Origin of the sequence: Streptomyces sp. NPDC058678 (assembly GCF_042714835.1) — a bacterium.
Lineage (GTDB): Bacteria > Actinomycetota > Actinomycetes > Streptomycetales > Streptomycetaceae > Streptomyces.
This window is the reverse complement of record NZ_JBHXSG010000014.1, coordinates 115,732-141,931: the sequence shown is the minus strand read 5'-3', so window position 1 is coordinate 141,931 and position 26,200 is coordinate 115,732. Positions and strand designations below refer to the sequence as shown.

At 71.6% G+C, this 26,200-nt stretch carries 28 protein-coding genes; 8 read left to right on the top strand and 20 right to left on the bottom strand.

The features are described from left to right. Nucleotides 1-31 precede the first annotated feature (31 nt). Both ACFWWR_RS15940 and sigE read right to left on the bottom strand, forming a co-directional pair. Entirely contained in the window at nt 32-1,021 is a 990-nt protein-coding gene (locus ACFWWR_RS15940; RefSeq protein ID WP_383858285.1) for an anti-sigma factor family protein, read from the bottom strand. After that, nucleotides 1,018-1,791, bottom strand: a complete 774-nt coding sequence (gene sigE, locus ACFWWR_RS15935; RefSeq protein ID WP_266434131.1) for an RNA polymerase sigma factor SigE — start codon at nt 1,789-1,791, stop codon at nt 1,018-1,020. Before sigE ends, ACFWWR_RS15940 begins: the two co-directional genes overlap by 4 nt. Nucleotides 1,792-1,954: 163 nt before the next feature. Between sigE and ACFWWR_RS15930 the strand changes: the two genes are divergently transcribed. Further along, the gene (locus tag ACFWWR_RS15930; protein WP_383858451.1) at nt 1,955-2,653 is read left to right on the top strand and encodes an O-methyltransferase; all 699 of its coding nucleotides are present in this window, start codon (nt 1,955-1,957) and stop codon (nt 2,651-2,653) included. Between the two features lie 126 nt (nt 2,654-2,779). Here ACFWWR_RS15930 and ACFWWR_RS15925 read toward each other — a convergent pair whose 3' ends face one another. Together ACFWWR_RS15925 and ACFWWR_RS15920 are read right to left on the bottom strand one after the other, a co-directional pair. Further along, a complete protein-coding gene (locus ACFWWR_RS15925) occupies nt 2,780-2,947 on the bottom strand; it encodes a DUF3117 domain-containing protein (protein ID WP_003966491.1) in 168 nt (55 codons plus the stop codon). Between the two features lie 145 nt (nt 2,948-3,092). Then, a complete protein-coding gene (locus ACFWWR_RS15920) occupies nt 3,093-3,257 on the bottom strand; it encodes a hypothetical protein (RefSeq protein ID WP_383858282.1) in 165 nt (54 codons plus the stop codon). 66 nt (nt 3,258-3,323) lie between these two features. Between ACFWWR_RS15920 and ACFWWR_RS15915 the strand changes: the two genes are divergently transcribed. Beyond that, on the top strand, nt 3,324-4,127 hold the full coding sequence (locus tag ACFWWR_RS15915; protein WP_384303702.1) for an enoyl-CoA hydratase/isomerase family protein: 804 nt from the start codon (nt 3,324-3,326) through the stop codon (nt 4,125-4,127). 30 nt (nt 4,128-4,157) lie between these two features. Here ACFWWR_RS15915 and ACFWWR_RS15910 read toward each other — a convergent pair whose 3' ends face one another. Both ACFWWR_RS15910 and ACFWWR_RS15905 read right to left on the bottom strand, forming a co-directional pair. Beyond that, entirely contained in the window at nt 4,158-4,742 is a 585-nt protein-coding gene (locus ACFWWR_RS15910) for a DNA-3-methyladenine glycosylase I (RefSeq protein WP_383858277.1), read from the bottom strand. Then, nucleotides 4,739-5,095, bottom strand: coding sequence for a DivIVA domain-containing protein (locus tag ACFWWR_RS15905; RefSeq protein ID WP_383858274.1), 357 nt, complete (start codon nt 5,093-5,095; stop codon nt 4,739-4,741). The genes ACFWWR_RS15910 and ACFWWR_RS15905 overlap by 4 nt, the downstream gene beginning before the upstream one ends. Before the next feature lie 138 nt (nt 5,096-5,233). Here ACFWWR_RS15905 and folP point away from each other — a divergent pair, with 138 nt between their 5' ends. Beyond that, nucleotides 5,234-6,094: a dihydropteroate synthase gene (gene folP, locus ACFWWR_RS15900; RefSeq protein WP_383858271.1), complete on the top strand. Its 861-nt coding sequence runs from the start codon at nt 5,234-5,236 to the stop codon at nt 6,092-6,094. A 120-nt stretch (nt 6,095-6,214) separates the two neighbouring features. Here folP and ACFWWR_RS15895 read toward each other — a convergent pair whose 3' ends face one another. Together ACFWWR_RS15895 and dapE are read right to left on the bottom strand one after the other, a co-directional pair. Beyond that, nucleotides 6,215-6,973 carry a TIGR00730 family Rossman fold protein gene (locus ACFWWR_RS15895; protein ID WP_383858268.1) on the bottom strand — a complete coding sequence of 253 codons (759 nt, stop codon included), beginning with the start codon at nt 6,971-6,973 and terminating at the stop codon, nt 6,215-6,217. Nucleotides 6,974-7,095: 122 nt separating this feature from the next. Further along, nucleotides 7,096-8,175 carry a succinyl-diaminopimelate desuccinylase gene (gene dapE, locus ACFWWR_RS15890; RefSeq protein WP_383858265.1) on the bottom strand — a complete coding sequence of 360 codons (1,080 nt, stop codon included), beginning with the start codon at nt 8,173-8,175 and terminating at the stop codon, nt 7,096-7,098. 85 nt (nt 8,176-8,260) lie between these two features. Here dapE and ACFWWR_RS15885 point away from each other — a divergent pair, with 85 nt between their 5' ends. Further along, on the top strand, nt 8,261-9,238 hold the full coding sequence (locus tag ACFWWR_RS15885) for a heavy metal transporter (RefSeq protein ID WP_383858262.1): 978 nt from the start codon (nt 8,261-8,263) through the stop codon (nt 9,236-9,238). A gap of 335 nt (nt 9,239-9,573) precedes the next feature. Next, nucleotides 9,574-10,026, top strand: coding sequence for an ATP-binding protein (locus tag ACFWWR_RS15880; protein ID WP_383858259.1), 453 nt, complete (start codon nt 9,574-9,576; stop codon nt 10,024-10,026). Between the two features lie 94 nt (nt 10,027-10,120). On the opposite strand, the gene ACFWWR_RS15875 is transcribed toward ACFWWR_RS15880, so the two are convergent. Both ACFWWR_RS15875 and fdxA read right to left on the bottom strand, forming a co-directional pair. Beyond that, the gene (locus tag ACFWWR_RS15875; protein WP_384303700.1) at nt 10,121-11,215 is read right to left on the bottom strand and encodes a bifunctional succinyldiaminopimelate transaminase/glutamate-prephenate aminotransferase; all 1,095 of its coding nucleotides are present in this window, start codon (nt 11,213-11,215) and stop codon (nt 10,121-10,123) included. 110 nt (nt 11,216-11,325) lie between these two features. Further along, nucleotides 11,326-11,646 carry a ferredoxin gene (gene fdxA / locus ACFWWR_RS15870; protein WP_003985062.1) on the bottom strand — a complete coding sequence of 107 codons (321 nt, stop codon included), beginning with the start codon at nt 11,644-11,646 and terminating at the stop codon, nt 11,326-11,328. A gap of 140 nt (nt 11,647-11,786) precedes the next feature. Between fdxA and ACFWWR_RS15865 the strand changes: the two genes are divergently transcribed. Beyond that, on the top strand, nt 11,787-12,794 hold the full coding sequence (locus ACFWWR_RS15865) for a GNAT family N-acetyltransferase (protein WP_383858253.1): 1,008 nt from the start codon (nt 11,787-11,789) through the stop codon (nt 12,792-12,794). Between the two features lie 43 nt (nt 12,795-12,837). Continuing rightward, nucleotides 12,838-13,689: a tetratricopeptide repeat protein gene (locus ACFWWR_RS15860; RefSeq protein ID WP_383858250.1), complete on the top strand. Its 852-nt coding sequence runs from the start codon at nt 12,838-12,840 to the stop codon at nt 13,687-13,689. Nucleotides 13,690-13,750: 61 nt separating this feature from the next. Here ACFWWR_RS15860 and ACFWWR_RS15855 read toward each other — a convergent pair whose 3' ends face one another. From ACFWWR_RS15855 to ACFWWR_RS15820, 8 genes are all read right to left on the bottom strand, one after another. Next, a complete protein-coding gene (locus ACFWWR_RS15855) occupies nt 13,751-14,365 on the bottom strand; it encodes a DNA-binding response regulator (RefSeq protein ID WP_383858247.1) in 615 nt (204 codons plus the stop codon). Continuing rightward, a complete protein-coding gene (locus ACFWWR_RS15850; RefSeq protein WP_383858244.1) occupies nt 14,362-15,528 on the bottom strand; it encodes a sensor histidine kinase in 1,167 nt (388 codons plus the stop codon). The genes ACFWWR_RS15855 and ACFWWR_RS15850 overlap by 4 nt, the downstream gene beginning before the upstream one ends. Continuing rightward, on the bottom strand, nt 15,525-16,265 hold the full coding sequence (locus ACFWWR_RS15845) for an ABC transporter permease (RefSeq protein WP_383858241.1): 741 nt from the start codon (nt 16,263-16,265) through the stop codon (nt 15,525-15,527). The genes ACFWWR_RS15850 and ACFWWR_RS15845 overlap by 4 nt, the downstream gene beginning before the upstream one ends. Further along, on the bottom strand, nt 16,262-17,185 hold the full coding sequence (locus ACFWWR_RS15840; protein WP_384303698.1) for an ABC transporter ATP-binding protein: 924 nt from the start codon (nt 17,183-17,185) through the stop codon (nt 16,262-16,264). Before ACFWWR_RS15840 ends, ACFWWR_RS15845 begins: the two co-directional genes overlap by 4 nt. Before the next feature lie 150 nt (nt 17,186-17,335). Beyond that, nucleotides 17,336-20,062 carry a hypothetical protein gene (locus ACFWWR_RS15835; protein WP_384303696.1) on the bottom strand — a complete coding sequence of 909 codons (2,727 nt, stop codon included), beginning with the start codon at nt 20,060-20,062 and terminating at the stop codon, nt 17,336-17,338. A 158-nt stretch (nt 20,063-20,220) separates the two neighbouring features. Next, complete coding sequence (locus tag ACFWWR_RS15830) at nt 20,221-20,634, bottom strand: DUF6113 family protein (RefSeq protein ID WP_383858235.1); 414 nt, start codon at nt 20,632-20,634, stop codon at nt 20,221-20,223. Next, the gene (mshB, locus tag ACFWWR_RS15825; RefSeq protein WP_383858233.1) at nt 20,631-21,491 is read right to left on the bottom strand and encodes an N-acetyl-1-D-myo-inositol-2-amino-2-deoxy-alpha-D-glucopyranoside deacetylase; all 861 of its coding nucleotides are present in this window, start codon (nt 21,489-21,491) and stop codon (nt 20,631-20,633) included. Before mshB ends, ACFWWR_RS15830 begins: the two co-directional genes overlap by 4 nt. 22 nt (nt 21,492-21,513) lie before the next feature. Then, a complete protein-coding gene (locus tag ACFWWR_RS15820) occupies nt 21,514-21,708 on the bottom strand; it encodes a hypothetical protein (protein WP_053749487.1) in 195 nt (64 codons plus the stop codon). Nucleotides 21,709-21,896: 188 nt separating this feature from the next. Here ACFWWR_RS15820 and ACFWWR_RS15815 point away from each other — a divergent pair, with 188 nt between their 5' ends. Beyond that, the gene (locus ACFWWR_RS15815) at nt 21,897-24,017 is read left to right on the top strand and encodes a prolyl oligopeptidase family serine peptidase (RefSeq protein WP_383858228.1); all 2,121 of its coding nucleotides are present in this window, start codon (nt 21,897-21,899) and stop codon (nt 24,015-24,017) included. A 159-nt stretch (nt 24,018-24,176) separates the two neighbouring features. On the opposite strand, the gene ACFWWR_RS15810 is transcribed toward ACFWWR_RS15815, so the two are convergent. After that, a complete protein-coding gene (locus ACFWWR_RS15810) occupies nt 24,177-25,226 on the bottom strand; it encodes an ABC transporter ATP-binding protein (protein ID WP_384303694.1) in 1,050 nt (349 codons plus the stop codon). Further along, nucleotides 25,219-26,193, bottom strand: a complete 975-nt coding sequence (locus ACFWWR_RS15805) for an ABC transporter ATP-binding protein (protein ID WP_383858222.1) — start codon at nt 26,191-26,193, stop codon at nt 25,219-25,221. Before ACFWWR_RS15805 ends, ACFWWR_RS15810 begins: the two co-directional genes overlap by 8 nt. Nucleotides 26,194-26,200 lie beyond the last annotated feature (7 nt).

Below are 26,200 nucleotides of genomic sequence, written 5' to 3'. Positions count from 1 at the left end.
GGCGGGGCGTCGGCGGCGAGGGGCCGACGAGTCAGCGGGGGGTGACGGAGGACGCCGAGGGGGAGGAGGTCGAGTCGGGGACGGTCGCGGCGAGGAGGCCGGGGGTGGCGAGGAGGTCCGGGGTCGCGGACCACGAGGTGAGGTCGAGTGGCGGGGTCGCGCTGAGCGGACGTATCAGAGGGGACATGGCGGCCGCACCGGCCATGACGGGCGCGGCCAGTGAGTGGATCCCCTCCTGCAACCGGCCCACCGCGGCGACCTGCGCCCCTGGCAGCAACGGTGCCGAGACCTCGGTCGGGGCGACCGGGGTGTCACCGAGCGAGCCCTGGTTCTGGCCCTGGGCGAGCAGCGGGCCGAGCCCCCGGCGTCGCTGGCTCTCGGGCGCCGTGGCGGCTCCCGTGCCCTGTGTGCGGGCCGGTGTCACATTGCTGCCGGTACCGGAACCGCCGCGCGCGTCCGCGGCGGTGTCGCCCGGCGTCACCGTGGTGACCCCGCCCAGCGCGATCGCGGCCAGGGACACCGCTCCGGCGGCGACGAACGCGAACCGCAGCCCGCGCGATGCCGACCGCTCGGCCTCGTGACGGCTGACGTCGTGGATACGGAAGCCGCGGCTCGCCGGGGAGGGCGGAAGCACCGAGGCGTGCGGGCGGGCCGGCAGGTAGTCGAAAGCGAACCGGTCGCCGCGTTTCAGCCCGAAGACGCCGGTGGCACCGGGCCGTCCGGACAGTCCGCCGGCGAAGCCCGAGCCGCCGAACGGCGAGTCGTCGCCGTCGTCGGCGTCGCCTCCCGCGGGAAGACCCTGGAGGCGGGCCAGGAAGCTTTCGGAGGGCGGCGGGGGTGCCGCCTCCGCGAAGACGTTCTTCAGTCGGCGCTGTGCGTCGGCCTCGGCCTTGCACTTGGCACAGGTGGCCAGGTGTGCGAGGACACGGTCGCGCGACTCATGACCGAGCTCTCCGTCCACAAGGGCGGCGAGTCGGTCTCCCAGATGCTGTTCGGACGGGGTAGGCCGTGATCCACTCACGCGGTCGCGCCCCCTCCCCCCAGTGCGGGAACACGGGCCATGAAGGAACGGCGCTGGGCCCGGGCCTCCGGCGAGCGGTGCGCGAGGGCCTTGCGCAGCTGGGAACGGCCGCGGTGGATCCGGGACCGGACCGTGCCGAGCTTGACGCCCAGGGTCGCGGCGATCTCCTCGTACGACAGTCCTTCGATGTCGCACAGGACGACCGCGGCGCGGAACTCGGGGGCGAGGGTGTCGAGGGCCTGCTGGACGTCGGCGTCGAAGTGCGCGTCGTTGAAGACCTGCTGCGGCGACGGCTCGCGGCTGGGCAGCCGCTCGGCAGCGTCCTCGCCGAGGGCGTCGAAACGGATGCGCTGCTTGCGGCGGACCATGTCCAGGAACAGGTTGGTGGTGATGCGGTGCAGCCAGCCCTCGAAGGTGCCCGGCGTGTAGGTCGACAGCGAGCGGAAGACGCGGACGAAGACCTCCTGGGTGAGGTCCTCGGCGTCGTGCTGGTTGCCCGTCAGACGGTAGGCGAGCCGGTATACCCGGCCGCTGTGGGTGCTGACGATCTCCTCCCAGGTGGGCGGAGTCCACGCCTGCCCGTCCGCGTCGGTGGAGAAGGTCGCGGTCTGGGCGTACTCGGCGGCGTGACTGTGGTCAGCAGCGGTGTCGTTCACGGATTTCGGCCTGCCCGCCGATCCGAGGAAGCGCCGCAGCACTCCTCCCCGATCCACAGGTGCAGCCGCACCTCCCCTGTCGGCTCTGGTGGTGTCCAGTGGAGCCCCTACCATAGCCACCTCGCCCGTTAGCTCCGGATAAGCGGTTTTACGAGAAATTGATCTGTGCTGATACGGCTCGTGCGGCTGCGTCAGCAGTTGCTCGAGCGCCTGCTCGTCGTCGTGATCCAACTGTGTCCCCCCGCCCTGTCTCCCACCCCTCTAAACGCCCGGTCCCATCTGCGGGTTCCCGACGCCAACGGATACAGTCACGCCCAGGCAACCACGGGGACAGGAGAGGGTCATTACCGGCAACCGGCAGACGAGCTGGGCGTTCGCCGACGCCTATGTCGCCGAGGACGAAGCCCTGCGCTGGGCCCGTGACCGGGCCCGCGAGGCGGGACTGCGCTCGGTGTCGCCCGGCACGGGCGCGGCGCTCGGGTTGCTCGCTGCCACCGTGGAGGCCAAGGCGGTCGCGGAGATCGGAACCGGCACCGGCGTGTCGGGGATCCATCTGCTGCACGGAATGCGTCCGGACGGTGTGCTGACCACGGTCGACCCCGAGCCGGAACACCAGCAGTTCGCCCGCCAGGCCTTCCGCGCCAGCGGCTTCGCCAGCAACCGGGCCCGCTTCATCCCCGGCCGCGCCCTGGACGTCCTGCCCCGGCTCGCGGACGCCGGCTACGACCTCGTCTTCTGCGACGGCGACCGGCAGGAGGTCATGGACTACCTCGCTGAATCGTTGCGTCTGCTGCGCCCCGGCGGCCTGGTCGTCTTCGAGGGTGTCTTCGCCAACGGCCGGACGGTCGACTCGGGCCCGCAGCCCACGGAGGTCCTGCGGCTGCGGGAGCTGCTGCGTGCGGTGCGCGAGAGCCAAGAACTCGTGCCGTCACTGCTCCCAGTGGGTGACGGGCTGCTCTGCGCGGTCAAGCGCTGACCGTCCGAAAACGGCGTCGACGCGCCATCGGAACGGCTTCGGAACGGCGCTTCGAGGACGACAAACCGCAACCCCGGCACCGCACGCGGTACCGGGGTTGCCGAAAGGGTATGGTCGCGCTCCGCGTCAGCCGACGACCTTCTTGAGGGCGTCACCGAGCGCGTCGGCCTCATCGGGGGTCAGCTCGACGACGAGCCGCCCGCCGCCTTCGAGCGGAACGCGCATGACAATGCCCCGCCCCTCCTTGGTCACCTCGAGCGGGCCATCGCCCGTCCGCGGCTTCATGGCCGCCATGCTCGTTCCCCTTCCTGAAACCAGCTCATCGTCAAAGCCGACGGCCCTGGAGGGCACGCTTGTCCCGGGGTGGGACGCACGACACCGGCATCGAACACATTGCTTCCAGGCCATTATCCCGCATCTCAGGACCCGATGACCAACATCAGTCGGCATCGCTTGGGCAACGCGCGCGAGCAAAACCACTCAATTCGGCGATGTGACTGCGATACTGCGCCGCCGCACGGACTTCCGCCGAGCGGAGGCGGTCCAGAATTCTTTGACGCAGGTCACATGTCCGGTCCGGTTCCCGGACGGTGATCTCCGCCATGCTGTCCTTCGGAGACAGGGACGTACCGACGAGTACGTCCGAGCCACGGACCGGAGGGGACATGCCATGGCCGACACCGTGCTGTACGAGGTGAGCGACGGACTCGCGACGATCGTGCTGAACCGCCCTGAGGCGATGAACGCGCTGAACATCGCCACCAAGGTCGCCTTGCGGGACGCGGTCCAGGCCGCGGCGGCCGACCAGGCCGTACGGGCGGTGCTGCTGACGGCCGCCGGGGAGCGGGCGTTCTGCGTGGGGCAGGACCTCAAGGAGCACATCGGGCTGCTGGCCTCCGACCGCGAGGCGGGGACCCGGCTGACCATGAGCACGGTGCGCGAGCACTACAACCCCGTCGCGCGGGCGCTGACCGAGATGCGCAAGCCCGTGGTGGCCGGGGTCAACGGCGTCGCGGCCGGGGCCGGGTTCGGGTTCGCGCTGGCCGCGGACTACCGGATCGTGGCGGACACGGCGGCCTTCAACACGTCGTTCGCGGGCGTGGCGCTGACCGCCGACTCGGGCATCTCCTGGACGCTGCCCCGCGTGATCGGCCCGGGCCGGGCGGCCGACCTGCTGCTCTTCCCGCGCAGCATCACGGCACAGGAGGCGTACGAGCTGGGCATCGCCAACCGGGTCGTACCGTCGGCCGACCTGCGGGCCGAGGCGGAGAAGGTGGCGCGGGCGCTGGCCGAGGGGCCGACGGTGGCGTACGGGGCGATCAAGGAGGCGATGGCCTACGGGCTGTCCCACTCCCTGGCCGAGACCCTGGAGAAGGAGGACGAGCTGCAGACGCGGGCGGGTTCCTCCGAGGACCACGTGATCGCGGTGCAGGCGTTCGTGAACAAGGAGAAGCCGAAGTACCTGGGCCGCTGATCCTGGTGGGGGTGCGGGGCGGGGGCGAGCTCAGCCCTTCCTCGCCACGCACGCCTCCAGGTGGTCGTCCACCAGCCCGCACGCCTGCATCAGCGCGTACGCCGTCGTCGGCCCGACGAATCGCAGGCCGCGCTTCTTGAGGGCCTTCGACAGGGCGGTCGACTCGGGGGTGACCGCGGGGACGTCGGAGAGGGTCTTCGGGGTCGCGCGGGCGGCCGGGTCGGGGGCGTGGGACCAGATCAGGTCGTCGAGTTCGCCCGGGGTCCAGTCGGCCAGCACGCGCGCGTTGGCGAGCGTCGCGTCGACCTTGGCGCGGTTGCGGATGATGCCCGCGTCGGCGAGCAGGCGCGCGCGGTCGTCGTCCGTGAAGGCGGCGACCTTCGTGATCTCGAAGCCGGCGAAGGCGGCGCGGAAGCCCTGGCGGCGGCGCAGGATCGTGATCCAGGACAGGCCGGACTGGAAGGCCTCCAGGCTGAGCCGTTCGAAGAGTGCGTCGTCGCCGTGGACCGGGCGGCCCCACTCCTCGTCGTGGTACGTCACGTACTCCGCGGCCGACAGCGCCCAGGGGCAGCGCAGCGCGCCGTCCGGACCGGCCAGGGCGGCGCCGTCGCTCACGGCCGCTCCTCCTGTGCGGGCTTGTCCATGGAGACATGGGTCGCGGCGGCCTGCGCACCGGCCAGCGCGGACTCCAGGTCGGCGATCCGGGCGTCCCGCTCGGCGAGCTCCGCGCCGAGGCGGCCCAGCGCGTCGTCGACGTCCGCCATGCGGTAGCCGCGGGGGGCCAGCGGGAAGCGCAGGGTCTCGATGTCCGCCCGGTTCACCGGGCGGTCCGGGGGCAGCGGGTCGTGCAGGCGCTCCGGAGCGGCCTCCGGCAGCGGGCCGCTGCCCTCGCCTCCGCCCACGACGGCGAGCGTCACCGCGGCGACCACTACGGCCAGCGCGATGACCAGGAACAAGAACATAACCATCGCTGAGGTCCCCATGATCCGTGCCGGCGTGCTGGGCGTCGGCGTCGAATGTGTCAGGGTCCGATCGTGCCATGCGACTCTGACAGTTAGGGTCGCAGGCGGCCCAAGACCGGCACGTACGAGGAGAGGTCACAGGGGATGCTCAGGCTGGGCAGGCGTGAATTCGGCGCGCACGAGCCGGTGATCATGGCGATCGTGAACCGGACCCCGGATTCCTTCTACGACCAGGGAGCCACCTTCCGCGACGAGCCGGCGCTCGCGCGCGTGGAGCAGGCGGTGGCGGAGGGCGCGGCCATCGTCGACATCGGCGGGGTCAAGGCCGGGCCGGGCGAAGAGGTGACGGCTCAGGAAGAGGCGCGGCGGACCGTCGGCTTCGTGGCGGAGGTCCGGCGGCGTTTCCCCGATGTCGTCATCAGCGTGGACACCTGGCGGGCGGAGGTCGGCGAGGCCGTCTGCGAGGCGGGTGCGGATCTGCTGAACGACGCGTGGGGCGGGGTGGACCCGGGGCTGGCGGAGGTGGCCGCGCGGTACGGGGTGGGGCTGGTGTGTACGCACGCGGGCGGTGCGGAACCTCGTACCCGGCCGCATCGGGTGACGTACGACGACGTCATGGCCGACATTCTGCGGGTGACCGTGGGCCTGGCCGAGCGGGCGGTGTCGCTCGGGGTGCCTCGGGAGTCCGTGCTGATCGATCCCGGGCACGACTTCGGGAAGAACACGCGGCACAGTCTGGAGGCCACGCGGCGGCTCGGGGAGATGGTCGACACCGGGTGGCCGGTGCTGGTGTCGCTGTCCAACAAGGACTTCGTGGGCGAGACGTTGGACAAGCCGGTGAAGGGGCGGGTGGTGGGGACGCTGGCCACGACGGCCGTGTCCGCGTGGCTGGGTGCTCAGGTGTACCGGGTGCACGAGGTCGCCGAGACCCGGCAGGTGCTGGACATGGTGGCGTCGATCGCGGGGCACCGGGCACCGGCGGTGGCGCGGAGGGGGCTGGCGTAGGGTTTTCGTCGCCCCCGCCGCCCCTTCCCGTCCCGTCCCTGGGGGCTGCCGCCCCCAGACCCCGGCTTCGGCCCGAACGGCCTCGTCCTCAAACGCCGGACGGGCTGCCATGGCGCCCCGCTAGCGGCCCGCCTCCTTCGACACCAACGCCACCGCCTCGTCCACGTCGTCCGTGAGGTGGAACAGCAGCAGGTCCTTCTCCGAGGCCTTGCCCTGGGCGATCAGCGTGTTCTTCAGCCAGTCCACCAGCCCGCCCCAGTACTCCGTACCGAAGAGGACGATCGGGAAGCGGGTGACCTTCTGGGTCTGGACCAGCGTCAGCGCCTCGAACAGCTCGTCCAGCGTGCCGAGGCCGCCCGGCAGGACCACGAACCCCTGGGCGTACTTCACGAACATCATCTTGCGGACGAAGAAGTAGCGGAAGTTGAGGCCGATGTCGACGTAGGGGTTGAGGCCCTGCTCGAAGGGGAGCTCGATGCCCAGGCCGACGGAGATGCCCTTCGCCTCGCAGGCGCCCTTGTTGGCGGCTTCCATCGCCCCGGGGCCGCCGCCCGTGATCACCGCGAAGCCCGCTTCCACCAGGCCGCGGCCGAGCCGCACACCCGCCTCGTACTCCGGCGAGTCGGCGGGCGTACGCGCGGAGCCGAACACGCTGATGGCGGCGGGGAGTTCGGCGAGCGTACCGAAGCCCTCGATGAACTCCGACTGGATGCGCAGGACGCGCCACGGGTCGGTGTGGACCCAGTCCGAGGGGCCGCCGGCGTCCAGCAGGCGCTGGTCGGTGGTGCTGGCCTGGACCTGTTCCCGCCTCCGGAGGACCGGTCCCAGGCGCTGCTCCTCCGGTGGCTGCTTCTTGCCCTCGGGGTTGCCAGTAGCCATGTGCGCTCCCTCCGCTTGCCGTCTTTCCACCTCAGCGTAGATCTCCGCGGGTTACGGACGGGGGACGTGAGCATGTCCGCCATGAAGCGCCGCCAAGCACGATCACGGCCGCACGCGCCCCCTCATGCCGTCAGCCACGACCTCAGACGCTCCTCCGCCTCCGGGATGAGCGACGCCTTCACCTTCTCGTCCACCTTGTGGGCGAGAAGCGGCTCGCCGGGGCTGTAGTTCACCGCGGGTACCCCGAGGGCGCTGAAACGGGCCACGTCCGTCCAGCCGAACTTGGGGCGGGCCTCGCCGCCGACGGCCGCCATGAAGGCCTGCGCGGCCGGGTGGGTGAGGCCGGGGCGGGCGCCGCCGGTGTGGTCGTCGACCACGAACTCGTCGACGCCGCAGTCCGCGAAGTAGTCCCGGACGAAGGCCTCCGCCTCCTCCTCGCTGCGGTCGGGCGCGTAGCGGAAGTTGACGACGAGGGTGCAGGCGTCGGGGATGACGTTGGTGGCGACGCCGCCCTCGATGCCCACGGCGTTGAGGCCCTCGTGGAACTGGAGGCCGTCCACGACGGGCTTGCGCGGCTCGTACGCGGCGAGCTTGGCGAGAGCCGGGGAGACGGCGTGGATCGCGTTGGAGCCCATCCACGCGCGCGCGGAGTGCGCCCGCGTCCCCTTGAACTTCAGGAACACCCTCAGGGTGCCCTGGCAGCCGCCCTCGACCTGGTTGTTCGTCGGCTCCAGCAGGACCGCGAAGTCGCCCTCCAGCCAGTCGGGGTGAGCCGCGGCCACATGCTTCAGGCCGTTGAGGTGTGCGGCGACCTCTTCGTTGTCGTAGAAGACGAAGGTGAGGTCGCGGTTCGGGGCCGGGACCGTCGCCGCGATGCGCAGCTGTACGGCCACCCCGGACTTCATGTCACAGGTGCCGCAGCCCCACAGGTAGCCCTCGTCGTCGAGCCGGGAGGGGACGTTGTCCGCGATCGGGACGGTGTCGATGTGGCCGGCGAGGATGACGCGTTCCGAGCGGCCCAGGTTCGTGCGGGCGACGACGTTGTTGCCGTACCGGTCGACCGTCAGGTGGGGCAGGGCGCGCAGCGCGATCTCGATCGCGTCCGCGAGGGGCTTCTCGGAGCCGCTCTCGGAGGGGAAGTCGACGAGCTGCGCGGTGAGCCTCGCCGCGTCCAGCGTCAGGTCAAGTGAGGTGTCGGCCATGCTGTCGACCCTAACGCGCCGGGCCTTCGCACAGACTTTCCGCACCCGGCGCAGCCGCACAGTACTCTCCAGTATCTTGTGGCGCGTGTCAGAGCTGTCCCCCATTCCCAAGCGTCGCGGCCGCCTCTTCCGTTTCTGTGCGGCCGTGGTGGTCATGTGCGCCGTCGCCGGTTACCTCGTGGTGCAGTACCTCACCGGAGGGGCGGGCACACCGGGCTGCAAGGTCGTCTCGGGCAAGAGCGACGGAGCCACGTACGAGTTCACGCCCGAGCAGGCGGTGAACGCCGCAACCATCGCGGCCGTCGGCACCGGGCGCGGGATGCCCGAGCGGGCCGTGACGATCGCGCTCGCCACCGCGCTGCAGGAGTCGGCGCTGCGCAACATCAGCCACGGCGACCGCGACTCGCTCGGCCTGTTCCAGCAGCGGCCCTCGCAGGGCTGGGGCTCGCCCAAGGAGATCCTGGACCCGACGTACGCGGCGAACGTCTTCTACGAGCACCTGGCCAAGGTGCCCGACTACACGCGGCTGCCGCTGACCGTCGCCGCGCAAAAGGTGCAGCGCAGCGGCTATCCGACGGCGTACGCCAAGCACGAACCGGACGCCACCCTGCTCGCCGCCGCTCTCACCGGGCAGTCGCCGGCCACGCTGACCTGCGAGGGCCGTCAGGCCGCGACGCAGGCCGCGGGCACCGACGCGGTGCGGACGGCGCTCGTGCGGGACTTCGGGCGGGACGTGCTGGAGCCGGCCTCGGCCGAGGTGGGCGCCGAGGCGACTCCCACGCCGACGCCCTCCGCGAGCGGGAGCGGAGATGGCGGGCGGACCGTCACGCTGCCCGTGACCGACGCGGGCTCCGGCTCCGGTCGCAGCCTCCGGCAGCGCGGCTGGCAGCTGGCGCACTGGGCCGTGGCCAACGCCTCCGCGCTGCACATCGAACGGGTCTCGTACGCCGGCCGGCAGTGGACGGCCGGGAACACGGACAGCCAGTGGCGTACCGCCGGCACGCAGGGCGCCGCAGGCGCGGAGCAGGCCACGGGCTCGGTCCGGATCATCACTGCGCAGTAGTACGGGCGCTCACTCGGAAGGGTTACGTCCACCGGGTGTGGGCGTCGGTGTGCGCAGGTTTTCGTCGTGTCACCCCCTAACCGTCCAGACCCGTGCGAACACAGGGCTGTAAGGATTCGGCACACTTTCCGACCGCGCACTTTTTGTCGTTTTTATCCGGAGCCGATAATGCGACGCATTGCCAACTCTTTACGTTGGCCCGCCGCAACCTTCCCGGGCTTCGAGCGGTAGTCACTGCGTCCGAGCCCGGAGATCAACAACCGGATCGACACCCAGTCGGTCGACTGCCGGGCTCGTGCGGACACTTCATCGTTCCCTTCCGTCAAAGGAGCAACATGTCCCTCCCCCTGACCCGACGGATCGCCCGTGCCGCGCTGCTCGTAGCTGCGGGAGCGGCCGCCGGGGTCGGTGCGGCCGGCTCCGCCAGCGCGGCTCCCGAGCTGCCGGCCACCCCGAACCTCGGTGGGCTGACCGCCCTGGACGGGGCGAGCGTCGGCAACACGGTCGATGGTGCGGCTCAGAACGTGACCGGCACCGCGGGCCAGACCGGCGGCAAGGCCGTCCAGAAGGCCGTGCCCGGCGCGGTCAAGACCAGTGGCAAGGCCGTGAAGAAGGTGGCGCCCGCAGCCCAGAAGACCGCGGGCGAAGCGGCGGGCTCCGCCGGGGCCGTCCTCGGTGACACCACTTCGACGGCGACGAAGGGCGGGCTGCCGACGGACTCCCTCGCCAAGGGTGGACTGCCGGCGGCCGACTCGCTGCCGGTGAAGGGCGGCGCGCCGCTCGGCTAGGCACCCGGCTCGAGCCGACGACGGGGCCCAGGGAGATGCTTCCCTGGGCCCCGTCGCTCTGTCCGCTCGCTCGGCCTGATCGCTCTGCCTGTCCCTACGACAGACGTTCCACGGCCGCCCGCACCCGCTCGTCCGTGGCGGTGAGCGCCACGCGTACGAAGTTCTCGCCGGCCTCGCCGTAGAAGTCGCCCGGGGCGACGAGGATGCCGAGGTCGGACAGGTGGGCGACCGTGGTCCAGCAGGACTCGTCGCGGGTGGCCCAGAGGTAGAGGCTGGCCTCGCTGTGTTCGATGCGGAAGCCGTGGCCCACCAGCGCCTCGCGCAGGGCCGTGCGGCGCACTGCGTAGCGTTCGCGCTGTTCGCGGACGTGGGTGTCGTCGCCCAGGGCCGCCACCACCGCTGCCTGGGTGGGCGCGGACGTCATCATGCCGCCGTGCTTGCGGATCTCCAGGAGCGGGGCCAGGACGGCCGGGTCGCCCGCCAGGAACGCCGCGCGGTAGCCGGCCAGGTTGGAGCGCTTGGACAGCGAATGGACCGCGACGATGCCGTCGTACGAGCCGCCGTTCACGTCGGGGTGGAGGACGGAGACCGGGTCGGCCTCCCAGCCCAGCTCCAGGTAGCACTCGTCGGAGAAGAGCAGGACGCCGTGCTCGCGGGCCCAGGCGACGATCCGGGTCAGATCGGCCTTCGACAGCACCTTGCCCGTGGGGTTGGACGGCGAGTTCAGCCAGAGCAGCTTCAGACCGGCCGGGTCCAGGTCGGTCGGGTCGTCGTAGACCTCGTACGCGGCGCGGGCCAGGCGGGCGCCGACCTCGTAGGTCGGGTAGGCCAGCCGCGGGTACGCGACCCGGTCGCCGGGGCCGAGGCCCAGCTGGGTCGGGAGCCAGGCGACGAGTTCCTTGGAGCCGACGATCGGCAGGACGTGGCGGTGGGTGACCTCGCGGGCGCCCAGCCGGCGCTCCAGCCAGCCCGTGATCGCGTCGCGCAGCTCGGACGTGCCCCAGACGGTCGGGTAGCCCGGCGAGTCGGCCGCGGCGATGAGCGCTTTCTGGACCAGCTCGGGGACCGGGTCGACCGGCGTGCCGACGGACAGGTCGACGATGCCGTCCGGATGCGCCGCTGCCGTCGCCTTGTACGGCGCCAGCTTGTCCCAGGGGAAGGTGGGGAGACGGTCGGAGACTGCGGACACGGGTCTGGCTCACTTTCTGGTACGGCAAACGCCTCGGTCCCGTACGACGGTCATGATCAAGGCGATCAGGCCGTACGGGACCGAGGCGGCGCTGGTGACGCGGGCCGCTCTCAGCCGTTCTGCGGCGGCAGCGCGGCGATGAAGGGGTGGTCGCGCTCGATCAGCCCCAGCTTGCTGGCACCGCCGGGAGAGCCGAGTTCGTCGAAGAACTCGACGTTCGCCTTGTAGTAGTCCTTCCACTCCTCCGGAGTGTCGTCCTCGTAGAAGATCGCCTCGACCGGGCAGACCGGCTCACAGGCACCACAGTCGACGCATTCGTCCGGGTGGATGTACAAGGACCGGGAGCCCTCGTAGATGCAGTCGACCGGGCACTCCTCGATGCACGCCTTGTCCTTGACGTCGACACAAGGCTGCGCGATGACGTAGGTCACGCTGTCGTTCCTCCTCGATAGGGCGCTGGCGGGCCTCCTCAGGCTCCGCCGCCTGGCGCGCGGGAGCGCGGCGTCGTCGATGCCCGCCCCTAGTATCTCCGTTCCTGGGCATGATCCGAACAGGAGGGGTGGACCGACCTGTGGAAATATCTCCGACCGGACGTCTCGTGGTCCGCATCACCGCTGCTGACGTGGGTAAACGGGTGTCCGTACGGCGCCTGGGCGAACCCGGGTCGACCGGTGAGAAGTTCACCGACACGGTGGGTGTTCTCACATCATGGGACAACGGTGTGCTGCTGATCACACGACGGGACGGCGAGAGCGTCCGGATTCCGGAATCCTCGCTGGTCGCGGGCAAGGTCGTGCCGTCCGCCCCGGCCCGCCGACGGGGTCCGGCGGCCTCCTACGAGGAGCTCGCGCGCGTCGCCTCCCGGGCCTGGCGGCCGGTGGAGAGCCGGCGTCTGGGCGAGTGGGAGCTGCGGGCCGCCGCCGGGTTCACGCGCCGGGCCAACTCGGTGCTGCCGCTCGGCGACCCGGGCATGCCGCTCGACGAGGCCCTGACGGCCGTACGACGCTGGTACGGCGACCGCGGGCTGCCCGCCTACGTCCAGACCGCCACCGGCGCCGAGGGCACGCAGGAGCTGCTGTGCGCGGAGCTGGAGCGGCGGGACTGGACGCGGGAGGTGACCGCCGAGCTGTGGGTCGGGGCGCTGGCACCGCTCGCCGACCGGGCGGAGGACACCTCGGTGGTGCTGTCCCGGGAGGCGGACGAGGCCTGGCTGACCCGGTACCAGCGCAAGGGGATGAGCGAGGTGGCCCTGAAGGTGCTGGGGAGCGGGCCCTCCGTGTGGTTCGCCACGGTTCCCGGTGCCGGCGCGCCCGCCGCCATCGGGCGGTGTGTCGTCGACGGGCGGTGGGCCGGTTTCGCCGCCGTCGAGGTGGATCCCGCGCTACGGCGGCGGGGACTGGCCTCCGCCGTGATGGCCGCGCTCGCCCGGCGGGCCCTCGACGAGGGTGCCTCGGCGGCCTGGCTCCAGGTCGAGACGGACAACGCCGGTGCGCGGGCGATGTACGCCGGGATGGGCTTCGCGGCGCATCATGCGTACCACCACTACCGCGCGCCCATCAGTGCCGACAACGAACCGTAGCGAACGACCGGTAGCGATCGCCGTGAAAGGGCACGAGCCAGCTATGCGTCCCCCCTACCCCCCGCCCCCCGAACGCTCCGCCGAACTGCGCCGCCGGTTCGCCGAGGAAGCCCGCTCCGAGCGGCCCGACCTGTCCATGCTGTGCCTGCTGGTGGGCGCGGAGGCGGACGGGACGCTGGACGAGGCGGGTTTGGACGGCGCGCAGATCGAGCTGGACCGGCTGGCCGGACAGCTGCCGTTCCGGCCCGGCGGGCCGCGCTCCTGGGCGGTGTCGCTGCGCGAGCTGCTCGGGGACCGGTGTGGTTTTCGTGGCGCCCCCGCCGACTACCAGCGGCTGGAGTCCTCGCTGCTGCACGAGGTGCTGCGGCGGCGGCGCGGGCTGCCGATCCTGCTGTCCGTGGTGTGGATGGAGGTGGCGCGGCGGGCGGGAGCACCGGTCTACGGGGTGGCCCTGCCCGGGCATTTCGTCGTCGGCTTCGGTCCGCCGGACGAGCAGGTTCTCGCCGATCCGTTCGACGGGGGCCGGGTGTTGACCGGAGGCGACGCCGAGTTGATGGTGGCGGGGGCGACAGGAGCCTCGCTGCAGCCGTCGATGCTCGGTCCTGCGGAGCCTTTGGAGGTCGTGCTGCGGATCCTGAACAACATCCGGGCGTGGGCCGCGGCTCGGCCGGAGCGGTCGGATGTGTCGTTGTGGGCGGTGGAGCTGTCGTTGCTGTTGCCTTCCCATCCCGCCCGGTTGCGGTACGAGCGGGCGCAGTTGCTCGTGCAGCGGGGTGACTTCGTCGACGGGGCCGCCGAGTTGGAGGCGTACGCCGAGGTGGTGGCGGCGGTGGACGAGCCGGCCGCGGCTCGGGTTCGGCAGCAGGCTCATGCGGCGCGAGCCATGTTGAACTGACCGTTGCCGCGCGACTGCGGGTGCGTCGTGGCTGGTCGAGTTCCCCGCGCCCCCGGGTTGGTCACAGCCAGCCTTTCTCTCTTGCGATCCGTACTGCTTCCGCCCTGTTGCGTACCGCCAGTTTCTGGATGGCCGTGGACAGGTAGTTGCGGACCGTGCCCTGGGACAGGTGCAGCGCTGCCGCCAGTTCCGCGTTCGTGGAGCCGTCCGCCGCCGCGCGGAGTACCTCTCGCTCCCGGTCCGTCAGAGGGTTCGCGCCGTCCGCCAGGGCCGCTGCCGCCAGCGTGGGGTCGATGACCCGCTCCCCCGTCAGTACCTTGCGTACCGCTTCGGCGAGTTGGGCGGCGGGGGCGTCCTTGACCAGGAAGGCGTCGGCGCCGGCCTCCATGGCGCTGCGGAGGTGGCCGGGGCGGCCGAAGGTGGTGAGGACGACCAGTTTCACCGCCGGCAGTTCCTTGTGCAGCAGGGCGGCCGCCTCGATGCCGGTCGCCCCCGGCATCTCGATGTCCAGCAGGGCCACGTCCACCTCGTGTGCGCGGGCGGCCGCGAGTACCTCGTCGCCGCGCGCCACCTGGGCGACGACCTCGATGTCCGCCTCCAGGCCGAGGAGGGCGGCCAGGGCCTCGCGGACCATCGACTGGTCCTCGGCGAGCAGGACCTTGATCGTGCGGGTCATGTGGCGGATCCTACGTGCGCGGTGCCGACGGCGGGCACGCGGGCGACCAGCCGGAAGCCGTGCCGGGTGCCGCCCGCCTCCAGGGAGCCGCCGACCATCGTCAGGCGTTCGGTGAGGCCGGTCAGGCCGTTGCCGGGGCCGTCGCCCGGGCCGCCGGAACCGTCGTCCTCGACGGAGAGTTCGAGGACCGGGCCGTCGAGGGTCTGGCGGCGGACGACGTCCACCGAGCAGCGCAGGGCGCCGCTGTGCCGTACCACGTTGGTGACCGCCTCGCGCAGCGCCCAGGCCAGGGCGGACTCGCTGTCCTCGGGGACACCGGCGAGGTCGGGTTCGGCGGGGAGGTCCGCGGTGACGCCCGCGGCCGTCAAGGCGGACTGGGCTCCCGCGAGTTCGGCGGGCAGGCGCGGGCGGCGGTAGCCGGTGACCGCCTCGCGGACGTCCACCAGGGCCTGGCGGCTGACCTGTTCGATGTCGGCGACCTGCTGGGCCGCCTTGTCGGGGTGGCCGGGGAGCATACGGCCCGCCAGTTCGCTCTTCAGCGTGATCAGGGAGAGGGAGTGGCCCAGCAGGTCGTGCAGGTCGCGGGCGAGGCGCAGGCGCTCCTCGTTGGCGGCGAGCTGGGCGACGGTGGCGCGGGCCTCGCGCAACTCGACGGTGGTGCGGATGAGTTCGCGTACGCCGGTCATGGAGAACCCGCCGAGGAGCGCCGGGAGGAGCAGCGAGGCCAGGTACTCGGTGCCGTCCGGTACGGCCAGGGCGGTCGCCGACAGCAGGGCGGCCACCGCCGGGATGGTCAGCCGTGCGAGCCGCATCGGAAGGGCCGCCCCGGCGCCCACGCACACGTACACGAACAGGACGAGCCACTCCCTTCCGAGACTGAGGGCGAGGACGGTCGACTGCGCCGCGAGCACGGCCAGTGAACCGAGCACCACGGCGTTGGTCTCGCCGCGTCCGGCGCGGAAGACGAGGGCGAAGTACCAGCCGACGAAGGCCACCAGGCCGAGCCAGCCAAGAACCCGGACGCCGTCGCTGTGCCCGCCGTGCAGCAGGTCGGTGACGGGCGCGCTCAGGTAGGCGAGCCAGATGCCGGTCCAGAGCAGCTTGAGCGCCCGCTGCCTGCGGTTCCGCGGGCGTTGCCCCATGCCGATGCCGTTGCCGCTCACGCCTTCAGCGTGTCCTTCCGGTACAGCCAGGCCGCGCCGCCCGTGAACAGGACGAAGAAGAGGGCGAGAAGGGCGAGGTCCTGGGCGTGCGGGGCCCGGCCCTGTTCGATCGCCTGCCCGAGGGCAGCGTACGCGTGCGTGGGCAGCCACTCGGCGATGTCCTGCAGCCAGGTGGGGAACGTCGTCGTCGGCATCCACAGGCCGCCGAGCATCGACAGCCCGAAGTAGGTGATCATCGTGATCGGCCGGACCGCGTCCCCGCTCGCCAGGTAGCCGATGGCGACGCCGAGCGCGGCGAAGACGAGACTGCCGGCCCAGATCGCGCCGGTGAGGCCGAGCCACTGCCAGGCGTCCAGCCGTACGTTCTTCACCGCCGCCGCCACGACGAAGACGACGACGATCGACGGCAGGCTCACCACGGCGGCGCTCGCGGTCTTGGCCAGGACGTATCCGCGCCCCGGGAGCGTGGTCAGCCGCAGCTGCCGTACCCAGCCGCTCTCGCGTTCCTTGGCGATGCGTTCGCTGTTGCCCATCAGGACGGCGGTCAGGGCGCCGAAGGAGGCCATCGAGACCATCATGTAGGTCGGGACGGTCAGGCCGGTGCCGGTGACCTTGGTGGTGCCATCGGCGCTGCCCGCGATGATCAGGAACAGGACCGACGGATAGATCACGGAGAAGAACAGGAACTTGCGGTTGCGCAGGGCGCGGGTCAGTTCCAGCTTGATCAGACTGTTCACCGTTGCTTCGCCTCCTCGGCGGCCGTGATCGCGACGAACGCCTGCTCCAGGCCCAGTCCGGCGACTTCGAGGTTGCGGGGGAAGACGCCGAGGCCGTAGAGGGCGTGGACGGTCGCGTCGGCGTCGGAGGACTGGATGCGAACGGTCCGGCCGGACACATCGATCGAGGTCAGGAAGGGGAGCGTCCGCAGGGGCGCCTCGTCGGTCCCGGCCTCCAGATCGAAGGAGATCCGGCGCGCTCCCGCCTTCGCCTTGATCTCGGCCGCCGTGCCGTCGGCCAGCAGTCGGCCGCGGTGCATGACGAGGACCCGGTCGGCGATGGCGTCGGCCTCTTCGAGGTAGTGGGTGGCGAAGAGGACCGTACGACCCTGGTCGGCCTGTTCGCGCATGGTGGCCCAGAATGCCTGGCGGGTCGTGACGTCCATGCCGGTGGTCGGCTCGTCCAGGACGATCAGGTCGCTGTCGCCGGCCGTGGCGAGCGCGAAGCGGACCCGCTGGGCCTGGCCGCCGGACAGCTTGTCGACCTTGCGGTCGGCGAGCTGCGCGATGCCCGCGCGGGAAAGTACCTCCGAGGGCTGGTACGGCTTCGGATGCAGGGCGCAGGCGAGCCGCACCAGTTCCGCGACGGTCACCTCGTCCATCAGCCCGCCGCTCTGCAGCATGGCGCCCACCCGCCCGCCGACGATGGCCTCGCGCGGGCTGGTCCCGAAGACGCTGACCGTGCCGGAGTCCGGCTGTCTGAGGCCGAGCAGCAGGTCGAGGGCGGTCGACTTGCCGGCGCCGTTCGGCCCCAGCAGGGCCACCGTCTCCCCCGGATGCAGCGCGAGTGTCAGCCCGTCCACGGCCCGTACGCTCCCGTAGCCCTTGCTCACCCGGTCGAACGCGACCACCGGGGTGGTGGTCGCCGTTGTCGTCGTCATGGGATCCAGGGTGACCGTGGGGGCGGGGCGCCCGGCAGTGTCGGTGATCCTGACTACCGGATGACAGATGTCATACGGCGGTCCCCTGCCACCACGACGAGGGGGCACCCGGCGTGCTGCCGGGTGCCCCCTCGTCGTGACCGCGCCCCGCTAGTTCGGGGTGGTGTCGATGACCACCGTGCGCTCCGCCGTCGTCTTGCCGCGCAGTGCCTTGCCCAGCGCGGAGGCGACGTCCTGCGGCAGGACGTCCCGCTTGCCGCTCGCGCCGTCGATCTTCACACCCGCGAAGGTGGTGCCGTACGCCTCCTTGAGTGCGTCGAGGTCGTACGTCTCCACGAGCTTGCCGTTGACGGGCTTGAAGCCGAGGATCTTCGGCAGTGACACGGAGCCGAAGTTGATGCTGTGCGTTGCGTCGGTCTGAACGGTGGCGAGCTCGGACATCGCCGGCTCGGCGAACTCCTTCATCATCCGGTCGACCTCGGCGTTCGAGACCGTCGGCTGCTTGGTGGTGGTCGCGAGCGCCACCGCGGGGGCGGTGCCGGTCTCCACCTGGGTGCGGTAGGCCTCCTCGACCGCCGCGGTCGACCTGGCCACGTCGATGCCCTTGCCCGCCTTGCCGTACACGGCGACGGCCTTGCCGGACTTGAACTCGATCGTGCCGTCGGTCGCGGAACCGGTGCCGCCGGCGGTGTCCTGGAGCTCGGCCTGCAGCTTCTCCTCGTCGACCGGCATGACCGGGTCGACGACCCGGTGGTTGCCGAACAGCGAGCCGATCACGGAGACCGGGTTGTAGTCGCTGTTCGCCGCCCCGCTGACGGTGGCCGTCATGTCGAACTGCAGCCCGGCCTGTTCCGGCTTGAGGGTGACGGTCTTGCCGTCGACCGTGAGCTTCAGGTCCTTGTTCACGCGGCTGTCGAAGGCCTCGTTGAGCTTTTCGACGGCGTCGTCCCGGGTGCCGCCGCCGATGTCGACGCCGAGCACGGTGGTGCCCTTGGGCACGTCGGAGCTGTTCATCAGGAGCCCGGCGCCGTAGGCGCCGGCCGCGATGACGATCAGGACACCGCCGAGGAGCGCCGGCTTGTTGCGGCCCTTCTTCTTGGCCTTCTTGGCCGCGGCGGCCGGCTTGCCGGACTCGGGCTTCGGGGTCGTGGGCGGCGCCGGGGCGTCGGTGCGGGCGCCCGGGGGGAAGGCCCCGTTGCGGTCCGACGGCACGACGGGGATACCGCTGGTGACGGTGTGCCCGGAGACGTTGTCGGCGGCGCCGCCGTAGCCGTGGCCGCCGGGTTCGGGGGCCGGCTTCTGCGGGGTGAGGATCGCGGTGTCGTCACTCAGGCCACCGCCTGGGCCACGGCCGGCGTGGGGGGCGCTGCCGGGTCCGGCGGGACCACCCAGGGCGGGGGAACCGCCCGGGCCGCTGGGACCGGCAGGACCGCCGAAGGCCTGCGACGCACCGGGGCCACCAGGACCACCGAAGGCTTGCGACGCACCGGGGCCACCAGGACCACCGGGGCCGCGGCCACCAGGCCCTGCGGTGGGCCCACCCGGACCGCCTGGACCAGCCGGGCCGGAAGGACTGGAGGCAGAACCGGGGCCGCCGGGGCCGCCTGGCCCACCCTGGCCGGGGAAGCCGGAGGGGCCGGTGGAAGAACCGGGCCCGCCCGGGCCGGCCGGGTTACGGCCCCCTGAGGGGCCGGAGGGGGAACCGGGCCCACCGGGCCCGCCCGGGCCGCGGACCCCAGGAGGACCGGCCGGGCCACCGGGCCGGCCCGAGCCGCCGAGGCCGTCGGGTCCGTTGAAGTCGTAGGAACCGCCGAGGGTGTCGGGCCCCCCACCAACGGGCGGCATCAGCGAACCGTCGCCGGTGACCGGGCCGCCGGTCGGACCTGCGGGGCCCTGCGGGCCGGGGCCGCCGGGACCGCCCGGGCCGTTCGGACCGTTGAACCCGCTGGGGCCGTTCGGGCCGCCGTAGGGACTCGGTCCGTTCGGACCGCTCTGGCCGCCGTAGCCGCTCAGATCGTTGTCGTAGCCGCTCAGAGCACTCTGGCCGTTCTGGCCGTTGCTGTGCTGGCCATTATCGTTCTGGCCATTGCCGTTCTCCGAGAAGTACGGCAGGTCGTCGCGGCCCGGACCGGGGCGGGAGCCGCCGGGCGGCGGGCCGCCCGCGGACAGCGCCTCGGTCACGTCGAAGGAACCGGTGCCGCCGCCGTGTCCGGGGGCGACAGGGCCGCCGGTGGCACCACCGGGGAGCCCGGCGCCGTTCGTACCGCCCGGGCGGGAGCCACCGGCCCCGGTGCCGCTCGCACCGCCGGGCCGGGAACCGCCCCGCACGTTCATGGAGCCGACCACGCCACCGGGACGGGCTCCACCGGAACGCGTACCGCCGGGCGCACCCGCACCCGCGGCGGCGCCACCGGCACCCGGCGCGCTCGAACCGCCGGGCAGACCGGCCCCGTTGGTGGAGCCGCTGCCCGGACTGCCCTTGGCCGGGCCGGACTTGCGGGGCGCGAACCAGTCGCTCGGCTGTTCCTCGCCGGGTGGGCCGGTCTCGGCGGGAGGCTCGGTGGTGCCCGTGGACGGGGCGGGTCCCGGCACCGACGCGTCGGCGTCCGTGCCGTCGTCGGCACCCTCGGCCTCGGCCCCGGTGACGGTCTGGCGCATGACGACCGGCGGAATGGGGCGGGATCCGGGGATGTTGATCCGGATCCGGGTCGTCAGCGTGGTCTCGGTCTTGCGTTCCTCCGGCTGCGCGGCCGAACGGCCCGCGTCCGGGCCGCCGTCGGAAGCCGTGGGCGTCCCGTACGGCGGCGTGCCCGAGGGGTATGCGGCTCCGCCGCGCCCGTTGGGCCCGGAGGACGGACTGTCAGTTTCACGACTCAAGGCAGGTTCTCCCGGTTGGCTCCGCCGCCCGCGTTACGACCTCTCTCGGGCGACTCGGCGGCGCGCACCACCATACTGGCCACTTCTGGCGCGTATCCCACGACCGCCGGGGAAACCATCACCGGACTCCCACGCACTGTGTATGGCGAAGTGGTACGTCACTTGCCAAGTCGGACGCCATCGCCGCCCGGTTGCCGCCCCTGGGCAAGCGTGGCGCAGATCACAGCCACAGCCATCCCGCCGAGCAGGAAGAGATACGACCCGCTGCCCGCGGCGAAGACGAAGTCGCCTTCCGGACGGCTGGCGGTGAGCAGGATGACCGCGAGCATCCAGCCACCGGCGGGCGCGACGGCCCCGGCCCGGCTGCCGGTGGCCCTCGCCCCGCCCAGGCAGAGCCCGGCCTCGGCGGCGAGCGCGAGCAGCAGCCCGCCCGGGAACCAGCCGGACTGCACCAGCGCCCCTGCCACCCCGACCAGCGCGCCGAGCACGAGCAGCCCGAGGTAGGCGGCGGCCCGCCCGAGGGAGGGCCGCTGCAGGGGCTGGGCCAGTGCGGAAGTCGTCCGGTCGCTCATGACGTCTCCTCGATACCGGCGAAAAGGTCGTTCTCCCGTGAGCCGGACGACCGCTTTCCACGTACCAACTCGTAGTACTCGGTCGTGAAGAGAGGCTGCGCGAGTTCGTTGGAGAGCAGGAAGTACGGCTCGGTCACCGTGATCTGCGTGGCGTGCGCGCGCATCGCGGCGGCCTTGGCGGCGGCGTACGCGGTGCCGTCGATCTCGGCGGTGATGTGCTCGTCCTCGACCACGCCCGGTACGTCGTCGACGACCGCGGCCTTGGTGAGGGGAAGGCCGGGCAGGTCCCGCTCGAGCTGCGCGAAGGCGTCCTCGGCGAGGGAGCGGGGCACCCGGTTCCAGTAGACCTTGGCGACCGCGATGCCCGCGTCGGCGGCGAGCTCGACCGCGCGCATGGCGACGCGGTGCGCCTGGATGTGGTCGGGGTGGCCGTACCCGCCGTTCTCGTCGTAGGTGACGAGGACCTGCGGCCGTACCTCGCGGATCACCTCGACCAGGTGCGCGGCGGCCTCGTCGACGTCGGCCTGCCAGAAGCAGGCGGGGTCGTCGTTGTCGGCGAGGCCCATCATCCCGGAGTCCCGGTAACGGCCCACGCCGCCGAGCTGACGGAAGTCCTCGACGCCGAGCTCACGCATGGCGGCCGTGAGCTCCCGCAGCCGGTACTCGCCCAGGGCGGCGCCGGTCAGATGCGCGAGCCCGGGCGGGATGACCTCGCCACGCTCGCCGAGGGTGCAGGTGACCAGGGTCACCCGGGTGCCCTCGGCGGCGTACCGGGCCATGGTCGCGCCGTTGTTGATCGACTCGTCGTCCGGGTGCGCGTGCACCAGCAGCAGACGCCGGGCGGGCAGTTCCGTCATGGACCCCACCCTAAAGGGCTGGTCAGAACTTGATGCTGCCGATCATGCCGGCGATGTTCGTCGTCAGCTCACTGATCGTCGGCGCCACCGTCGACGAAGCCAGGTAGAAGCCGAGCAGGACGCACACGACCGCGTGCCCGCCCTTCAGCCCTGACTTCTTGATCAGAAGGAAGACGACGATCGCCAGCAGCACCACCGCCGAAATCGAGAGTGCCACGGCGGCTCACCTCCAAAGAACCCAGGGACGTGGGGGATCGGACGGGACGGAACTATGGGGGCAGATAAATCCATACAAGAGGCCAGCAGGTTGATACCCACTATGCGCTAGTGATCATAACTATCCGTACGTGCGCATCGGTCGGCGCACAGCCTCACAAGGGGGCGCACGGCCAATATGGTCGGGGCATGACGACCGAGCCTGACTCCTTCCCCCGCCGGCACGCCCGCACCCAGCGGTTCACGCTCGGCGCGCCACGCGCGTTCACCGTGGCGCCCGACGGTTCCCGTGTCGTTTTCCTGCGTTCGAGCTCCGGCACGGACCGGGCCAACTCACTGTGGGTGCTCGACCTCCCGGACGCCGGGGAGCGCGTCGCGGCGGACCCGCGCGCCCTCCTGGGCGGCGCCGAGGAGCACCTCTCGCCCGAGGAACGGGCGCGGCGCGAGCGCAGCCGTGAGGGCGGCGCCGGCGTCGTCGGCTACGCCACCGACGCCGCCGTCGAGTTGGCCTCTTTCGCCTTGTCAGGGCGGCTTTTCGCAGCGGAGCTGCGGGCCGGTACGGCACGTGAACTGCCCGTCGCCGGACCGGTGATCGACCCGCGCCCCTCCCCCGACGGGCGGCACATCGCGTACGTCGCGCAGGGCGCCCTGCGAGTCGTGGGTGCCGAGGGGGAGGGCGACCGGGCGCTCGCCGAGCGTGAGTCGGAGCAGGTCACCTATGGTCTGGCGGAGTTCATCGCGGCCGAGGAGATGGGCCGTTCGCGGGGCTTCTGGTGGTCTCCGGAGTCGGACCGGCTGCTGGTGGCGCGGGTGGACGACACGCCGGTACGGCGGTGGTGGATCTCCGATCCGGCCCACCCCGAGCGTGAGCCACACCACGTGGCGTACCCGGCGGCGGGCACCGACAACGCGGACGTACGGCTGTTCGTGGTGGGCCTGGACGGGGTGCGCACGGAGGTTGTCTGGGACTGGGCGCGCTACCCGTATCTGGCGCATGTGCACTGGTCAGCGGCGGGTGCGCCACTGCTGCTCGTACAGGCGCGCGACCAGCGCAGTCAGCTGTACCTGGCGGTGGATCCGGAGACGGGCGCGACCCGGATGGTGCACGCGGACGAAGATCCAATTTGGCTGGATCTTTTTCCCGGAGTGCCGTCCTGGAGTCCGTCCGGGCAGCTGGTGCGGATCGCCGACGAGGGGGGCGCGCGGGTGCTCGCGGTGGGTGAGCGGCCATTGACGGGCGCCCAGTTGCACGTGCGGGCGGTGCTGGACGTTTCCGACGACGACGTGCTGGTCTCGGCGTCGGCCGGCGAGGACGCCGAGTCCCCGGAGACCGGTGAGGTGCACGTCTACCGGGTGAACGAGCTCGGCCTGGAACGCGTCTCGCAGGAACCCGGCGTGCACTCGGCGGTACGCGCCGGGGGCGTGACCGTGCTGGTGTCCGCCGCACTGAACCGGCCCGGCGCCCGAGTGCAGGTGCTCCGCGACGGGAAGCAGACGGCGACTGTCGTCTCGTACGCCGAAGATCCCGGTATGTCCCCGCGCGTGACCCTCACCCAGGGGGGCGCACGTCGAATTCCGTGCGCCGTGCTTATGCCTGCGGACTACCACGGCGACACTCCCCTGCCGGTTCTCCTCGACCCCTACGGCGGTCCGCACGGCCAGCGGGTGGTCGCCGCACACAATCCGCACCTGACCTCGCAGTGGTTCGCCGACCAGGGCTTCGCGGTGGTAGTCGCGGACGGCCGGGGCACACCGGGCCGGTCGCCCGCCTGGGAGAAGGCGGTCAGGGACGACCTCGCGGAGGTGGTGCTGCAGGACCAGGTCGACGCGCTCCAGGCCCTGGCCGCCGACTTTCCGCTCGACCTGAGCCGGGTCGCGATCCGCGGCTGGTCCTTCGGCGGCTACCTGGCCGCGCTCGCGGCGCTGCGCCGCCCGGACGTCTTCCACGCGGCCGTGGTGGGCGCCCCGGTCACCGACCTGCGGCTGTACGACACCCACTACCAGGAGCGCTACCTGGGCCACCCGGGCGAGCAGCCGGAGGTCTACCGCCGCAACTCCCTGCTCGACGACGCCGGTCTGGTCGACGCGGCGGAACCGCACCGTCCGATGCTGATCATCCACGGCCTCGCGGACGACAACGTGGTGGTCGCCCACTCACTGCGGCTGTCCTCCGCCCTGCTCGCCGCCGGCCGCCCGCACGAGGTGCTGCCGCTGTCCGGCGTGACGCACATGACCCCGCAGGAGACCGTCGCCGAGAACCTGCTGCGGCTCCAACTGGACTTCCTGAAGCGGTCGTTGAAGCTGACGTAAGGGGTACGGGTATGGCAACGGGCCGGAGCGACATGGCGCGCTCCGGCCCGTTTACGGCACCCGCACGGCCGTACGCTGTTCAGACTGACGCGTCCGTATATCGGGATCGGGTCGGCCGAGTTGCCTGCTTGTTAACGCGGTTGCTGTGCATTTGTACGGCTATGCCGCGCCCTCCGTGTGATCGTCCAGGAGCACGACCTGTCTCTCCTCCGCGAAGTGGCAGGCCGAGTCGTGGGCCGCCGGGCCGGAGGTGAGGCGGAACCCGGCGGGGACCGCCAGCGCCGGCACCTCCAGTGCGCAGCGCTCCTGGGCCTTCCAGCAGCGGGTGCGGAAGCGGCAGCCGGAGGGGATGTGCGTCGGGGACGGCACGTCACCCGCCAGGATGATCCGCTCCCGGTGCTCACGGGCCTCGGGGTCGGGTACGGGGACCGCGGACAGCAGCGCCTGGGTGTAGGGGTGGGTGGGATGGTCGTAGATCTCGGCGTCCTTGCCGATTTCGACGATCCGGCCCAGGTACATCACCCCGACCCGGTCGGAGATGTGCCGGACGATCGACAGGTCGTGGGCGATGAAGACGTACGAGAGGTCGAACTCGTCCTGCAGGCCCGCCATCAGGTTGATGACCTGTGCCTGCACGGACACGTCCAGCGCCGACACCGGCTCGTCGGCGACGATGATCTCGGGTCGCAGCGCCAACCCCCGTGCGATGCCGATGCGTTGGCGCTGGCCGCCGGAGAACTGGTGCGGGTAGCGGTTGATGTACTCGGGGTTGAGGCCGACGACGTCGAGGAGGTCCTGGACCTTGCGGCGACGGTCGCCCTTCGGCGCCACCTCGGGGTGGATGTCGTACGGCTCCCCGATGATGTCGCCCACCGTCATCCGGGGGTTGAGCGAGGTGTAGGGGTCCTGGAAGACCATCTGGATGTTGCGTCGTACGGCCTTCAGGGCGCGGCCGGACAGCTTGCCGAGGTCGTCGCCCTTGTATCTGATCGAACCGGCCGTCGGCTTCTCCAGGTTGACCAGCATCCTGGCGACCGTCGACTTGCCGCAGCCGGACTCGCCGACGATGCCGAGGGTCTCGCCGCGGCCCAGGGCGAAGTCGACGCCGTCGACCGCCTTCACCGCGCCGACCTGCTTCCTGAAGAGGATGCCCGTGGTGAGCGGGTAGTGCTTGACGAGCCCGCTGACCTCCAGAATCGGCTCAGCCATGCAGGCACTCCGTCCAGAAGTGGCAGGCGCTCCCGCGGTCCGCGGAGACCTCGTACAGCGGGGGTACGTCCGTCCGGCACGCGTCCCGGGCCATCGGGCAGCGCGGGTTGAAGGCGCAACCCGGCGGGATGTGCATGAGGTTGGGGGGCAGGCCCTTGATGGCGTAGAGCTCCTGGCCCTTCTGGTCCAGGCGCGGGATGGAGTCCAGCAGGCCGCGGGTGTACGGATGGGCCGGCGCCTTGTAGATGTCGTGCACCGGCGCCGACTCCACGATGCGGCCCGCGTACATGACGGCGATCCGGTCGGCGACGTCAGCGACCACGCCGAGGTCGTGGGTGATGAGGATGAGCCCCATGTGGTACTCGCGCTGCAACTCGGCGAGCAGTTCCATGACCTGGGCCTGAACGGTCACGTCCAGGGCCGTCGTCGGTTCGTCGGCGATGATCAGCGCCGGTTCGAGGGCCAGCGCCATCGCGATCATGATGCGCTGGCGCATACCGCCGGAGAACTGGTGCGGGTACTGCTTCACCCGCTCCCTGGCGCCGGGGATGCGGACCCGGTCCATCAGCTCGACCGCCTTGGCCCGCGCGTCCTTCCGTGACATCCCCCGGTGCACGACGAACATCTCGCCGAGCTGGTCGCCGACGGAGAGCACGGGGTTCAACGACGACAGCGCGTCCTGGAAGATCATCGCCATCTCCTCGCCGCGGATCCTCCGCCGTTCCTCCCCCTTGAGCTTCAGCAGGTCCCGGCCCTGGAAGAGGATCTCGCCGCCGGTGATCCGTCCCGGCGGCATGTCGAGGATGCCCATGATCGCCTGTGCGGTGACCGACTTGCCGGAGCCGGACTCGCCGAGCACGGCGAGGGTCTCGCCCGCGTCCACGCCGTAGTCGACGCCGTTGACGGCCCTGGCGACCCCGTCCCGGGTCCGGAACTCCACGTGCAGGTCACGCACTTCGAGCAGCATGACGGCG